Raw genomic sequence first — 12,312 nt, 5'->3', positions numbered from 1 at the left:
GTGGCGGCGTCGGAGGGGTCAGCTGTGTTTGAGAGACAGCGGCCGCGCGGGCGGGCTCGCTCGGCGCGGCCTTGGGGGCGTCGGCCTTGGTCCGGTCGGCCTGCGCCTCGGCGGCCGGTTCGGCGGACGTGCCGGACTCCAGCGCCTTGCCGGAGTGGCCGGGCACCTGGATCTGCGGGAACGGGCCGGTGGTCCGCAGCGGCATCAGCGTGATCTGGTTCAGCGTGACGGGGCCGGCGATGGCGCGCGGCTGCGGCTCCGGCGGCTTCGGCTCGTCGTCGATCTTCTGTGACACGTACCGGTGCAGGGTCCGCAGCAGGACGAACAGGCCGAGCATGGACACTATCGGCGGAACGGCGGCCGTCGCCTGGTAGGAGAACGTCTTGTTGCCGACGTGGCCCACGTTGAAGATCAGGCTGGCCGTCCAGCCGGCGAGGGCGATGGTGAGCGGCAGGCAGAAGTCGAGCCAGCTCATGATGGCGCGGCGCTTTATCACGAAGGCGTCGATGGCCAGCAGGAAGAGACCGAGCTCCCCGACGATGATGAACAGGTCGACCAGCAGGGGGAACGATTCGGCCTTCCAGCCCCGCAGGCCGTGTTCCAGAGCCCAGTGGTAGAGACCGGCATACGATTGGGCGAAGCCACCGGCGGTGGCGGTCAGGACCGCGGCCGCCATGAAGGCGATGGCCCCCCACCGTGTGATGACCTGTGCCCGGTTGGCAGCGCTCATGCGGCGTGTGCTCCCAGAGTTTTTTACCCGACCAAGAGTGATCGCCTGGGAGACTATCCATTCCTTTGGCGTTTCGTGGCCGATTCACGTTACGGCTCGGTCGCATTCCGGGAGGTTCTGGGCACAGAGCGCCAAACGAGCGGGGTGAACGGGCAGGGTCGGCCGGTGCGGCGGGCCGGTGCGGTGAACGGGTGCGGTGAACGGGCGCGGCGGGCGGGCGTCTCCGCCGGGACGCGCCGGTGCCCCGGCGGAGACGTGACTCGCGGGCCGGCTACGGCACCTGAAGGACGAAGTCGAACGTCGCGGTGCGTCCGGTCGGGCCGGTCTGGACGTTCATCAGCAGCTCGGGGTCGAAGAGCATGTCGGTGGAGTTCCGGGGCTCGTTCGGGAAGTAGAGCTGCGTGGTCAGGATCCGCTGGTACGGGGCCTGGACCTTGACGTGGATGTGCCGGGTGCGGCCGGGGTAGAGGCCGGGCACGATCGTTGTCAGGGTGAATCGTCCCATTGTGTCCGTGTATTGATGTCCACGTAGCTTATAGCCGTAGTTGTCGTAATTCCCATAGTAGTCGGCCTGCCAGAAGTCGAGCAGCGCGCGGCTCACGGGCCGGCACGACAGGGAGTAGACGATCCCGGTCACGGTGAGCGGCGTGCCGGGCATCCCGGGCGTCACGAGCGACGAGCGCTCCGGCGAACCGGGCTTGAAGTACGGGCCCTCCATCTGCGGCGGGGTCGGGTCGTCGTCGCCGCCGTCGCACTTCGGCGTCGGGGTGAGCCGCGGAGGCTCGGTCCTGGCCTGCGCGGGCGCCGCCGCCGCGAGCGACGCGGCGGCCGGCAGCGCCATGGCGCCGAGGCCCGCGGCGACGATGAAGTTCTTGCGGCTGATGCCGTCCTGCGGGGTCTCCGCGTGGGCGGCCTCGGGGCTGGTGCTGCGGTCCTGCTCGTCCTCTGGCATGGGGGTTCCTCTCGGGGGTCGGTCCGGGATCTTCCGGCTGGCGGGGCTCCCAGGGAGTGCGGACGCGGCGGGTGAGCACGGTGCGTCCGCGATATGTATAAGCCGGTCGGGGGCGGCCGGTCTTGTCGGTGCGTGCCCGGCCGTTGGCGGCGAGTGCCAAAGCCCGCCGCGAGCGTCGTGCTGACTCGCTCATTGACCTTCCTGACGGGTCGTAGAAGCCTGGCGGGTGGCGTCCGAGACCCCCGCCCGCCGACCGGAGGAGCGTCATGCCCACGCTCGTTGACACCTCGGACCTCCCTGCCCGCGACCAGGCCGACTACTGGCGGCACCTGGTCAGCTCCGCCTTCGGGCCGTTCCACGTCCGGCCCGCGCGGCCCGGCGGCTTCGCCGCCCGGCTGTCCGCCCGCTCGCTCGGCCCGGTCGAGGCCGGCGACGTGGACGCGCCCGCGCACGCGGTGCGCCGCGGCGCCCGGCAGATCGCCCGCGACACCCGCGAGTGCTACAAGCTCGGCCTCGTCCTGTGCGGCTCGTGCGTGCTGCGGCAGAACGGCCGCTGCGCCGAGGTGGGGGTCGGGGACGTGGTGTTCTACGACCTGACCCGCCCGGTGGAGATCGTGTTCGGCGCCCACCGGATCTTCACCGTCGTGATCCCGCACAGCGCCGTCCCGCTGCCGCCGGAGCGGCTGGCCGCGTTCGGCGGCACGCTGCTCGGCGGCGCCGGCCGGACCGGGCGGCTGGCCTCGTCCTTCCTCGGCGCCCTCGCCGAGGAGAGCGCCGAGGAGGCCGCCGTCGCCGCCGGCGCCGGGGAGGAGCCCTACGCCCACCACCTCGGCGGCGCGATCGTCGAGCTGGTCACCGGCGCGGCCGGCGAGTGGCTGGGGGCGCCGCCCGCCGCGTCCCCGGAGAGCGCGGAGATGCTGCGCGCGATCCAGGAGTGGATCGAGACGCGGCTGCACGACCCGGCGCTGTCCCCGGCCGTGATCGCCGCGGCGCACCACGTCTCGGTCCGGCAGCTGTACCGGGTGTTCCGGCCGGCCGGGACGACCGTCGCCCGCTACGTCCGCGCCCGGCGGCTGGAGAACTGCCGCCGCGAGCTGGGCGACCCGTTCCTCGGCACGCAGCGGATCGGCGCGATCGCGAACCGCTGGGGCCTCCCGGACGCCGCCGCGTTCAGCCGCGCGTTCCGCGCCGCCTACGGCGAGACCCCGAGCGCCTACCGGGCGCGTGCCACCGGCCTGCAGCGCGACGACTAGCGCTGCGGAGAGCGGTCCTGCTCGGCAAAATGCCCCGTTTGTCTGCATTGATTCTGGGATCGGGGGAACGCGGGGAGTGACGACGAGAAATGGGGGGACAGGGGGACCGCCGCCATGCCACGACCCGGAAGCCACAAGTACGACGCCGAGCGCCGCAGGCTCCGCAAGGAGATGGAGGACCAGGGGATCGCCAGCGACCGCGAGGCGGGCGAGCGCGCCAACCGGGAGCTGCAGTTGGACGAGCACCACCGGCCCCGCCGCGCCAGCGAGCGCGGCGCGGGTCCGAAGGGGGAGCGGAGGGGAGCGCGGTGAGCCCCGCGATGAACCACGACGCGGCCGACGCCGCAGACGTGCTCGGGGCCGTGCTGCCGCTGGAGTACGAGGAGGACCTCGATCCGCTCATGGACCGGATCGGGGACGCGCGCTGCGTGCTGATCGGCGAGGCCAGCCACGGCACGCACGAGTACTACGCGTGGCGGGCCGCGCTGACCAGGCGGCTGGTCTCCGAGCGCGGGTTCTCCTTCGTCGCGGTCGAGGGCGACTACCCGGACTGCCGCCGGGTCGGCCGCAGCGTGACGCTGGCCCCGGGCGCGCCCGCCGACCCGCGCGACGTCCTGGACGCCTACGAGCGCTGGCCGACGTGGATGTGGGCCAACGAGGAGACCGCCAAGTTCTGCCGGTGGCTGCGCGACCACAACGCGGACCTGCCGCCGGACGACCGCGCCGGCTTCTACGGCCTGGACGTCTACAGCCTGTGGGAGTCGCTGCGGGCCGTCGTCGACCACCTGGCCGAGCACCGCCCCGAGTACCTCGGCACGGCCCTGAAGGCGTACCGCTGCTTCGAACCGCACGGCGAGGACCCGCAGGCCTACGGCTGGAACACCGCGCTCGTCCCGGAAGGGTGCGCCGACGAGGTCCTGGCGCTGCTGACGCGGCTGCGCGCGCCCGCCGGGACGGCGGGGGGCGGCGACCCGGCGGCGGAGTTCGACGCCCGGCAGAACGCCGAGGTGGCGGCGGGCGCGGAGCGGTACTACCGCGCCATGATCGGCGGCGGGCCGGAGTCGTGGAACGTCCGGGACGTCCACATGGCCGACACCCTCGACCGGCTCCTGGAGTTCCACGAGGCGCGGCGCGGCGAGGGCAAGGCCGTCGTGTGGGCGCACAACACCCATGTCGGCGACGCGCGGGCGACGGACATGGCGGGCGCCGGGATGGTCAACCTCGGCCAGCTGGCCCGGGAGCGGCACGGCCGGGACGACGTCGTGGTGGTCGGCTTCGCGGGCGGGCCCGGCGAGGTCGTCGCCTCGCCGCGCTGGGGCGGCCCGATGGAGGTCATGCACGTCCCGCCGCCGGCGCACGGGTCGCTCGAGGACGCCCTGGCCGGCTCGGAACTGCACCGCGGCATGTTCATCGTGCCGCCCGAACCGGACAAGCCGCCGTTCCTCACCCGGACGCTCGGGCACCGCGCGATCGGCGTCGTGTACGACCCGGACCGCGACCCGCGCCAGTACGTCCCGACCCGGCTCGCCGACCGCTACGACACGCTCTGCTGGTTCCGGATCACCTCCGCCCTCCAGCCGCTGCACGCGGAGGCGGCGCACTGTGGTGAACTGGAGACGATGCCGACGGGGGTCTGAGCCGGCGCCAGTCCGAGCCGACCGAGCACGAGGAGTCGTCCATGTCCTTGACGATGCGGCCGGGACCGCTCGCGGGTTCGCCCGGCGACGAGGTCAACTTCACCATCGACGGGCCGAAGCACCGGCTGTTCATGCACCGGTTCCCGCGCCGCGTCCACGCCTGGTTCGCGGGGGAGATCGTCCTCGACACCGAGCGCGGCGAGTTCCTGCACGAGACCGGCCTGCTGCCGGTGCTGTACGTCCCCGAGGAGGACGTGCGGACCGACCTCCTGGTGAGGACCGACCACACCACGCACTGCCCGTTCAAGGGCGACGCCGCGTACTGGACGATCCGGGTGGGCGAGCGCGAGGCCGAGAACGCGGTGTGGGCCTATCCGGAGCCGAACGACGAGGCGCCGTGGCTGCGCGGGCTGATGGCCTTCTACTGGGAGCCGATGGACGCCTGGTACGACGAGGACGAGGAGGTCCACGGGCATCTGCGCGACCCCTTCCACCGGGTCGACGCGCGGCGCGCGCGCCGCCACGTGCGGGTGCTGCGGGACGGGGAGGTCGTCGCGGAGACCGAGCACCCGATCGTCCTGTCGGAGACCGGGCTGCCGAACCGGTACTACATCCCGGCCGACGACGTCCGCCGCGACCTGCTGACCAGGAGCCGGAAGCGGACCGTCTGCCCGTACAAGGGAGAGACGACGTACTGGTCCCTGGAGGGCGCCGAGGACGCCGCCTGGTCGTACGACGAGCCGCTGGAGGACGCCGTCAAGATCGCGGGCTATCTGAGCTTCGACCACGAGGCCCTGACGATCGAGTCCCAGCCGCCGCCGGGCGCCTGACGGCCCCGCGGCCGCGCGCGGAGCGCGCTTCCGGGTTCTCGCGGTGCCCAAGGCGCCGCCGTCCGGTTTACAGTGCCATTGACCGTGGGCAGTGACCGGGGCAGGCGCCGCGGAAGACGGGCACGGCGGCGAGCGAGTGCGCGGCAGGCAAGGAGACGGGCTGTTGGCAGGGTACGGGGCGTCCTCCCCGCGGCCGGGTTTCTGGGCCGCGCTCAACCCCGCGCAGCGGACGGCCCTGCGCGACGCCGCGCGTCCCCGGCAGTACCCGGTGAAGGCGCCGCTGGTCTACCAGGGCGACGAGTCCGACCATGTGATCGTCATCGAGCGCGGCTGGGCGAAGGTCACCTCGTCCACGGCCGACGGCCACGACGTGGTGCTGGCCGTCCGCGGCCCCGGCGACCTCATCGCCGAGAGCGCGGTGCTGGGCGGCCGGCCGCGCGCCGCGACCGTCACCGCGCTGTCGCCGATCCGCGCGCTGGTGGTGCCCGCCGCCCGCTTCACCGGCTTCCTCGACGAGCACCCGGACGTGTGGATGCTGGTCACCGGCACCTTCGTGCAGCGGATGGACGACTCCGACCGGCGCCTCACCGCGCACGTCGCGAGCCGCGGTCCGCAGCGCCTCGCCGCGCTGCTGACGCATCTCGCGGAGCTGTCGGCCCACCACGCCCCGCCCGCGCCGGACGGGTCGATCGAGATCGGCCCGCCGCTGTCGCAGGAGGAGCTCGGCAGCTGGATGGACGCGTCCCGGGAGACCGTCGCGCGCGCCCTCAACGGCCTGCGCCGCCAGGGCCTGATCCGCACCGGCTGGCGCAAGATCACCGTGGTCGACCTGCCCGGGCTCCGCGAGTTCGCCAAAGAAGAAGACTGACGCGGGGCAAGCGGGGCCGGTGGGGGCGCGCGCTCTAGGATCTCCGGCGTGAGCGGCGACGGGTACCACCACGGGGATCTGCGGCGGACGGTCATGGCCGCCGCCGTCGCGGCGATCGCCGAGTCGGGCCCGGCCGGGTGGAGCCTGCGCGAGCTGGCCCGCCGCGCGGGGGTGTCGCACGCCGCGCCCGCGCACCACTTCGGCGACAAGACGGGCCTGCTGACCGCCGTCGCCGCCGAGGGGTACGCGCTGTTCGCGGACGCCCTCGAAGCGGCCGGCGACGACCTGCACGCGGTCGGGCTGGCCTACGTCCGCTTCGCCGTCGAGCACCGGGCGCACTTCGAGGTGATGTTCAGCCCCGGCCTCTACCGCGCCGGCGACCCGGAGGTGACCGCCGCCCGCGACCGGGCGGGCCGGGTGCTCGCGGCGAGCGTCCGGGGCACCGCACAGGGCGGAGAACAGGACGGCGAACAGGACGGGGCACAGGGCGCCGCGCCCGGGGACGGGGACGACCGGACGCGGGGCATCGCGGCCTGGTCCATCGTGCACGGCTTCGCGCACCTGTGGCTGAGCGGCGCGCTGCCGCCCGAGCTCGGCGACGACCCGGTGGCCGCCGCCGCGCCCGTGATAGCGCACCTCTTCCGTCCCTGAGCGCGGCCCCGCCGCGCCGGTATCAGTGCCGCGAGGCGGCTTCGTCGACGGCCCGCCGTTCGCCATCGCCGTCGCCGTTGCCTGCGTTCAGCTCGGGACGGCGTTCGGGGACGACGGCCAGGTCGGCCCTGAACCGGCGGTTGAGCGCGGCGCGCAGCCGGCCCCGCGCGGTGCGGCCGCGCGGGCTGTCGATCCCGTCCACCGGCGGCGGGACGTCCAGGTCGACGGCCACCGCCGGGCGCGGATCGGTGATCGCGGCGATCGCCTCGTCCGGCATCGGCCGCTCCACCTCGCTGTACCCGCCCTCCACCGACCGCCGGATGATGCCGGTCTCCAGCCCGTGCCGGGCCAGGCCGAGGTCGCGGCGCTGCAGGCCGACGCAGATCCGGTAGGTGATGATGTAGGCCAGCACCGGGCCCAGGATGATCAGGCCGCGGAAGAACCAGGTCGTCCAGAACAGCGAGACGTGGAACCGGTCGGCGAGGACGTCGTTGCCGCCCGCGAGCCACAGCGTCCCGTAGAAGACGACCCCGGCGACGCCGATGCCGGTCCGCGGCGGGACGTCGCGCGGCCGGTCCAGCAGGTGGTGGATCCGGTCGTCGCCGGTCACCCAGCGTTCCAGGAACGGGTAGGCGGCGAGGCCCGTGAACAGCACCCCCGGCACCACGAGCGCGGGAACGAGCACGCTGAGCGCCACCGTGTGGCCCCAGAGGGTGATCTCCCACGACGGCATGATCCGCAGCGCGCCCTCCAGCCAGCCCATGTACCAGTCGGGCTGCGACCCGGAGCTGATCGCGCCCGGATCGTACGGGCCGAACAGCCAGATCGGGTTGATCTGGACGAACGCCGCCAGCAGCGTCGTCACGCCCAGCAGCCACAGGAAGAACGCGGTGGTCTTGGCGATGAACACCGGGAAGAACGGGTAGCCGTGGACGGTGCCGTTGGAGCTGCCCTTGCCGGGGAACTGCGTGTGCGTCTGCCGCCAGGTCAGCACGATGGCGTGCAGCGGGATGAGCGCCGCGAGCAGGCCCGGGATCAGCAGGATGTGGATGACGTACAGGCGGGGGATGATGTCGGTCCCGGGGAACTCCCCGCCGAACAGGAACATCACCGTGTACGACCCGACGAGCGGGATGGAGGCGGTGACGCCCTCCAGGATGCGCAGGCCGGTGCCCGACAGCAGGTCGTCCGGCAGCGTGTAGCCGAACAGCCCGTTGAACATGACGAGCACGAGCATGAGGACGCCGATCAGCCAGTTCAGCTCGCGCGGCTTGCGGAACGCCCCCGTGAAGAAGTTCCGCAGCATGTGCACGAGGATCGCGGCCATGAACAGCAGCGTCGACCAGTGGTGCAGCTGCCGGACGAGCAGCCCGCCCCGCACGTCGAAGCTGATGTTGAGCGTCGACGCGTACGCCTCGCTCATCTCGACGCCGCGCAGCTTCGTGTAGGAGCCGTTGTAGACGACCTCCTGCATGCTCGGCTTGTAGAACAGCGTCAGGTAGACCCCGGTGAGCAGGATGATCACGAACGAGTACATCGCGATCTCGCCGAGCAGGAAGCTCCAGTGGTCCGGAAACGCCTTGCGCAGCGCCCTGCGCGCGAAGCCGGTGGTGCCGAGCCGATCGTCCAGGGCCCGCGCCGAGCGGTCCACTGCCCTGCCCCGGGCCTGGGGCCTCGTCGTCCCCGCCATCGTGAGCATCCCTCCGTCGCACATTCGCGGATGTTCCGCATCTGCGAATAAGACGGGGATTTGGTGGCGGATGTGACATCCCAGGATGTGCACCGCGTCACAGCGCGCCGGTGTCGACCGGGGCGCTCCGCGCGGAGGTCAGCAGGCGGGCACGGCCAGGTGGGTGCGCCGCTGGTAGCGGGGCCGCCAGGTGGTCCGGTAGGCGAGCCGGATCGGCGGCGGCAGCAGCCGCAGCACCGCGCGGCGGGTGGCGTCGGGGGCGCCGTCCAGCAGCCAGGGCAGGAACGTGCCGAGCCCCCGGACGCCCAGCTCGCGGCGCAGTTCGACGTCGTAGGTGCCCCACTCGTAGGGCGTCAGGGTCTCCTGGATCAGGGGCAGGACGTCGGACTCCTTGAAGTCCAGCAGGGCGCCGAGCCGCGTGCGGAGGTCGCGCGCGCACTGCGTGAACGTGCGGAGGTCGTGGTGCTCCAGCGCGGCGTCCAGGCCGTCGATCAGCGGGACGACCCGCAGCGTCCGCAGCGCCAGGTCGTCGAGGACGGCGCTGACGCGCCCGAGCCGGCCGGGAGAGCGGACGCCCGCGTCCTTGGCGTACATCACCGTCCAGAGGGCGCGCTTCTCCGCGTTGTCCTGGAGCTGCCAGTGGTGGGCGAACAGCGACCAGCTGTTCGCGACGGCCGCCCCGTTCGGCCCCGGCGCGGCCTCCAGGCGGGCCGCGTCACGGCGGAACGCGTCGTCCACGGCGTACAGCATCGTCAGGTCGTACTTCCTGGCCACGCCTTCCATGCCGCCTCCTCGACCTCCGCACCGGTGCCGTCGCGGACGGCCGTCCCACAGCCGGCCGTCGCACAGATAGACGCGCGGGACGCCTCCGAACGTGACGTGATCTGGAGTCTGACCCTTGTGACGTGCCCCACGCCGGCCGATCTATGCGGTGCGGACGGCGGTGAGCGGAGGGCCGCCGGAGCCGGGCTCCCGGCGTTTCCGAATCTCCTGGGGCTTCCCTTCGGCAGTTCGGGGCCTGTACTGATGGGTGCCGACATGGTGGACCGGCTGACCTGCGGCGAGATGCGGACGGGATGAGGAAGGCCGTCCGGAGGGTTGGCACCGGTACGCGCAAAGCGCAGATCGTCCGTACGGTGCGGGAACGGCGGAGGGAAGGGCCATAAATGGCTGTTGAGGCGGTTGGTGGCGATATCGCGGCGCTGGTGCTGCGGGTCTCCGTGGGCGGCACCCTGCTCGCGCACGGCTGGAACCACGCGTTCGGCGGCGGGAAGATCGAGGGCACGGCGGGCTGGTTCGAGTCGATGGGGCTGCGGCCGGGCCGCCTGCACGCGCTGATGGCGACCGGCACCGAACTGGGCGCCGGGATCCTGCTGATCCTCGGCCTGCTCACGCCGCTGGCCGCGGCCGGGGCGGTCGGCACGATGGCGGTCGCGCTCATCACCGCGCACCTGCGCAACGGCTTCTTCATCTTCCGGCCCGGGCAGGGCTACGAGTACGTCCTGATGATCATCATGGTGGCGTGCGCGGCCGGCGCGCTCGGCGGCGGCGCCGTGTCCCTGGACCGCGCGCTCGGCGTCGACGGCGACCTGTCCGGCTGGACGGGCCTGGCGGTCACCGCGCTCGCCGGCGGCATCGGCGCCGCGCTGCTGCTGGCGGTCTTCTGGCGCCCGGCCAAGGAGCCGGCCGGGGAGTCGGATGGGGCGTCGGATGGGGCGTCGGCCGGGGAGCCTGCGGGAGAGAGCGCCGCGGAGTAGCGGGCGGTGAGCCGGCGGTGAGTTGGGCGCGGCCGGCCTCCGCACACGAGGAGGCCGGCCGCGCGCCGCGGGGGCGGCTATCTCCAGGTGTCGTTCGCGACGTGCGGGGACGTCCCCGTCGTGTAGCTGCGGTTCGCGCCGTTCTCCCAGGTAACGGCGCCCGCGTCGGTCTTCTTGATGTACTTGTACTCGATCCTCGTACCGGTCGGCAGCGACACCGTCCCGCTCCAGGTCGGGTACCGGTCGGGGGAGAGCCTGACGGCCTTGGAGGTGTCCCAGGAGCCGAGCGCCGGGATGTCGCCGACGACGTAGACGCTCGTCCCCCATGTGGTGGTGGCGTAGACGTTGAACGCGTCCGACACGGTCGCGGGCGTCGTGGTGGGTGTGGCTGTGGGCGTGGCGGTGGGTGTGGCGGTGGGGGTGGCGCCCGTCTTGGCGTCCGCGTGGATCGCGACCGCGCCGTGCGCGGGGACGGTCACCGTCGCGGTGCCGCCCGACACCGGCACCGCCGTCCCCGCGCAGCCGTCCCCGGTGACCGGTGAGGCGCCGCCGGTGATGACGTCGCAGTAGACGCCGTCCGCGAGCCCGGTCCGGTAGGAGGCGGTGGACGGGCTCGCGGTGTCGTTGAGCCCGACCCAGCCCCGGTCGCCGCGCCGGAACCCGATGACGCCGCCGGCGGTGGCGGTGAAGTCGGAGACCACCGTGGCGGACGCGGTCGCGTTGTGCCAGGCGACCATGCCCTTCATCCCGGTCGACTGCGTGAAGCACTGCCAGCCGCCCGAGCAGGAGGCGTCCGTGACGAAGCCGCGGGAGTCGGCCGGCGGCGACTGCCCGGCCGACGACCACGCGAACCCGTCGTACACCGAAGGCCTCCCGTACGGGTAGGCCAGCAGGAAGTAGTTGGCCAGCACATAGTCGGTGCCGTTCTTGTAACTGAGCGTCGACCCGTCCCGCTCGGTGTCATGGTTCGTGATCATCGTGAACGTGCGGTCGCCGCTCGCGTCCAGCGACCACGACGGGATGCCCGCCAGGTTCGCCAGCGTGCCGTTCTGGAACTGGGTCTTCAGCCCCCGCGCGTAGGAGAAGCCGAGCACGTCGCCGTTCTGGGTGAACGCGGAGGGCTTCAGCGCGTCGGTGGTCGCCCCTGGGACGACCTCCTGAGCGATGTAAGGCGCCTTGCCCTCGGCGATCGTGGCCCTGAGCGCGCCCTTGATGGCGGCGAAGTCGCTCTGCGCGATGTGCTTGGCGGCGTCGATCCGGAACCCGTCCACGCCGAGCCCGATCAGGTCGTTGAGGTATCCGGTGATCTTGTCGCGGACGTAGGCCGACTGCGTCTTGAGGTCCGACAGCGACACCAGTTCGCAGTTCTGCACCTCGGATGTGTCGTTCCAGTCGTCGATGCCGGCGTCGTCGTCGTTGCAGTAGCCGTCGTTCGCGTGGTGGAAGTCGCCGTACCCGTACGGGACGGCCGGGTAGGAGAAGCCGGCGGGATCGAACGACGATCCGCCGTAGGTGGTGCTGACCGTGTTGTTGTGGCCCGCCATGTGGTTGATGACAGCGTCCACGTAGACGCGGACGCCCGCGCCGTGGCAGGCCGCGACCATCGCGGCGAACTGGGCGCGGTTCCCGAGCCGGCTGGTCAGGCCGTAGGAGACGGGCTGGTACACCTCCCACCACGGGTGCGCGCCGTCGCTCGTACTGGCGAGGCTGACCGATTCGGCGGGCGGCGCGACCTGGACGGCCCCGTACCCGGCGGGACCGAGGTGGCCGGTGCAGGCCGCCGCGACCGACGGCCAGTTCCATTCCCAGAGGTTGGCGGTGACGTCGCTCGCGTTGAGCGCGGCGGCGGCGCGGGCCTCGGAGTGGGGGAGCACGGAGTCGGGGAGCAGGGCGGCGGCGGGCGCCAGCCCGCCGAGGACGAGCGCACCGGCGGCGAGCAGGGAC

The 12,312-nt window shown here is 72.7% G+C and carries 12 protein-coding genes; 7 read left to right on the top strand and 5 right to left on the bottom strand.

Annotated features, from left to right (window positions below; translation table 11 throughout):
• Together ETD96_RS30860 and ETD96_RS30855 are read right to left on the bottom strand one after the other, a co-directional pair.
• Window positions 1-730: DUF2637 domain-containing protein (locus ETD96_RS30860; RefSeq protein WP_138640006.1), on the bottom strand; the 730-nt coding region annotated here is incomplete at its 3' end.
• A gap of 271 nt (window positions 731-1,001) precedes the next feature.
• Window positions 1,002-1,682, bottom strand: coding sequence for a dioxygenase family protein (locus ETD96_RS30855; protein WP_138640005.1), 681 nt, complete (start codon window positions 1,680-1,682; stop codon window positions 1,002-1,004).
• A gap of 266 nt (window positions 1,683-1,948) precedes the next feature.
• Here ETD96_RS30855 and ETD96_RS30850 point away from each other — a divergent pair, with 266 nt between their 5' ends.
• The 6 genes from ETD96_RS30850 (at window position 1,949) to ETD96_RS30825 (ending at window position 6,921) form a co-directional block, all read left to right on the top strand.
• Complete coding sequence (locus ETD96_RS30850) at window positions 1,949-2,935, top strand: AraC-like ligand-binding domain-containing protein (protein ID WP_138640004.1); 987 nt, start codon at window positions 1,949-1,951, stop codon at window positions 2,933-2,935.
• A gap of 114 nt (window positions 2,936-3,049) precedes the next feature.
• Entirely contained in the window at window positions 3,050-3,247 is a 198-nt protein-coding gene (locus ETD96_RS30845) for a hypothetical protein (protein ID WP_138640003.1), read from the top strand.
• Window positions 3,244-4,572, top strand: a complete 1,329-nt coding sequence (locus ETD96_RS30840; protein ID WP_240808347.1) for an erythromycin esterase family protein — start codon at window positions 3,244-3,246, stop codon at window positions 4,570-4,572. The genes ETD96_RS30845 and ETD96_RS30840 overlap by 4 nt, the downstream gene beginning before the upstream one ends.
• Window positions 4,573-4,613: 41 nt before the next feature.
• On the top strand, window positions 4,614-5,402 hold the full coding sequence (locus tag ETD96_RS30835; RefSeq protein WP_138640002.1) for a DUF427 domain-containing protein: 789 nt from the start codon (window positions 4,614-4,616) through the stop codon (window positions 5,400-5,402).
• A 163-nt stretch (window positions 5,403-5,565) separates the two neighbouring features.
• A complete protein-coding gene (locus ETD96_RS30830; RefSeq protein WP_240808346.1) occupies window positions 5,566-6,270 on the top strand; it encodes a Crp/Fnr family transcriptional regulator in 705 nt (234 codons plus the stop codon).
• A gap of 48 nt (window positions 6,271-6,318) precedes the next feature.
• Window positions 6,319-6,921 carry a TetR/AcrR family transcriptional regulator gene (locus tag ETD96_RS30825; RefSeq protein ID WP_240808345.1) on the top strand — a complete coding sequence of 201 codons (603 nt, stop codon included), beginning with the start codon at window positions 6,319-6,321 and terminating at the stop codon, window positions 6,919-6,921.
• Window positions 6,922-6,943: 22 nt separating this feature from the next.
• Here ETD96_RS30825 and qcrB read toward each other — a convergent pair whose 3' ends face one another.
• Together qcrB and ETD96_RS30815 are read right to left on the bottom strand one after the other, a co-directional pair.
• On the bottom strand, window positions 6,944-8,611 hold the full coding sequence (qcrB, locus tag ETD96_RS30820; RefSeq protein WP_138640008.1) for a cytochrome bc1 complex cytochrome b subunit: 1,668 nt from the start codon (window positions 8,609-8,611) through the stop codon (window positions 6,944-6,946).
• Between the two features lie 138 nt (window positions 8,612-8,749).
• Window positions 8,750-9,394, bottom strand: a complete 645-nt coding sequence (locus ETD96_RS30815) for a hypothetical protein (RefSeq protein WP_138640001.1) — start codon at window positions 9,392-9,394, stop codon at window positions 8,750-8,752.
• A 383-nt stretch (window positions 9,395-9,777) separates the two neighbouring features.
• Here ETD96_RS30815 and ETD96_RS30810 point away from each other — a divergent pair, with 383 nt between their 5' ends.
• Entirely contained in the window at window positions 9,778-10,368 is a 591-nt protein-coding gene (locus tag ETD96_RS30810) for a DoxX family protein (RefSeq protein ID WP_138640000.1), read from the top strand.
• Between the two features lie 77 nt (window positions 10,369-10,445).
• Here ETD96_RS30810 and ETD96_RS30805 read toward each other — a convergent pair.
• On the bottom strand, window positions 10,446-12,312 hold a 1,867-nt coding region (locus tag ETD96_RS30805), incomplete at its 5' end, for a carbohydrate-binding module family 20 domain-containing protein (protein ID WP_205719529.1).

Source organism: Actinomadura geliboluensis, from assembly GCF_005889745.1.
Taxonomy (GTDB): domain Bacteria; phylum Actinomycetota; class Actinomycetes; order Streptosporangiales; family Streptosporangiaceae; genus Spirillospora; species Spirillospora geliboluensis.
This window is presented reverse-complemented; position numbering and strand designations above follow the sequence as displayed.

Coding starts and splice junctions, on each gene's coding strand:
- ETD96_RS30855 (WP_138640005.1), bottom strand. CDS start 1,682: ATGCCAGAGGACGAGCAGGACCGCAGCACCAGCCCCGAGGCCGCCCAC.
- ETD96_RS30850 (WP_138640004.1), top strand. CDS start 1,949: ATGCCCACGCTCGTTGACACCTCGGACCTCCCTGCCCGCGACCAGGCC.
- ETD96_RS30845 (WP_138640003.1), top strand. CDS start 3,050: ATGCCACGACCCGGAAGCCACAAGTACGACGCCGAGCGCCGCAGGCTC.
- ETD96_RS30835 (WP_138640002.1), top strand. CDS start 4,614: ATGTCCTTGACGATGCGGCCGGGACCGCTCGCGGGTTCGCCCGGCGAC.
- qcrB (WP_138640008.1), bottom strand. CDS start 8,611: ATGGCGGGGACGACGAGGCCCCAGGCCCGGGGCAGGGCAGTGGACCGC.
- ETD96_RS30815 (WP_138640001.1), bottom strand. CDS start 9,394: ATGGAAGGCGTGGCCAGGAAGTACGACCTGACGATGCTGTACGCCGTG.
- ETD96_RS30810 (WP_138640000.1), top strand. CDS start 9,778: ATGGCTGTTGAGGCGGTTGGTGGCGATATCGCGGCGCTGGTGCTGCGG.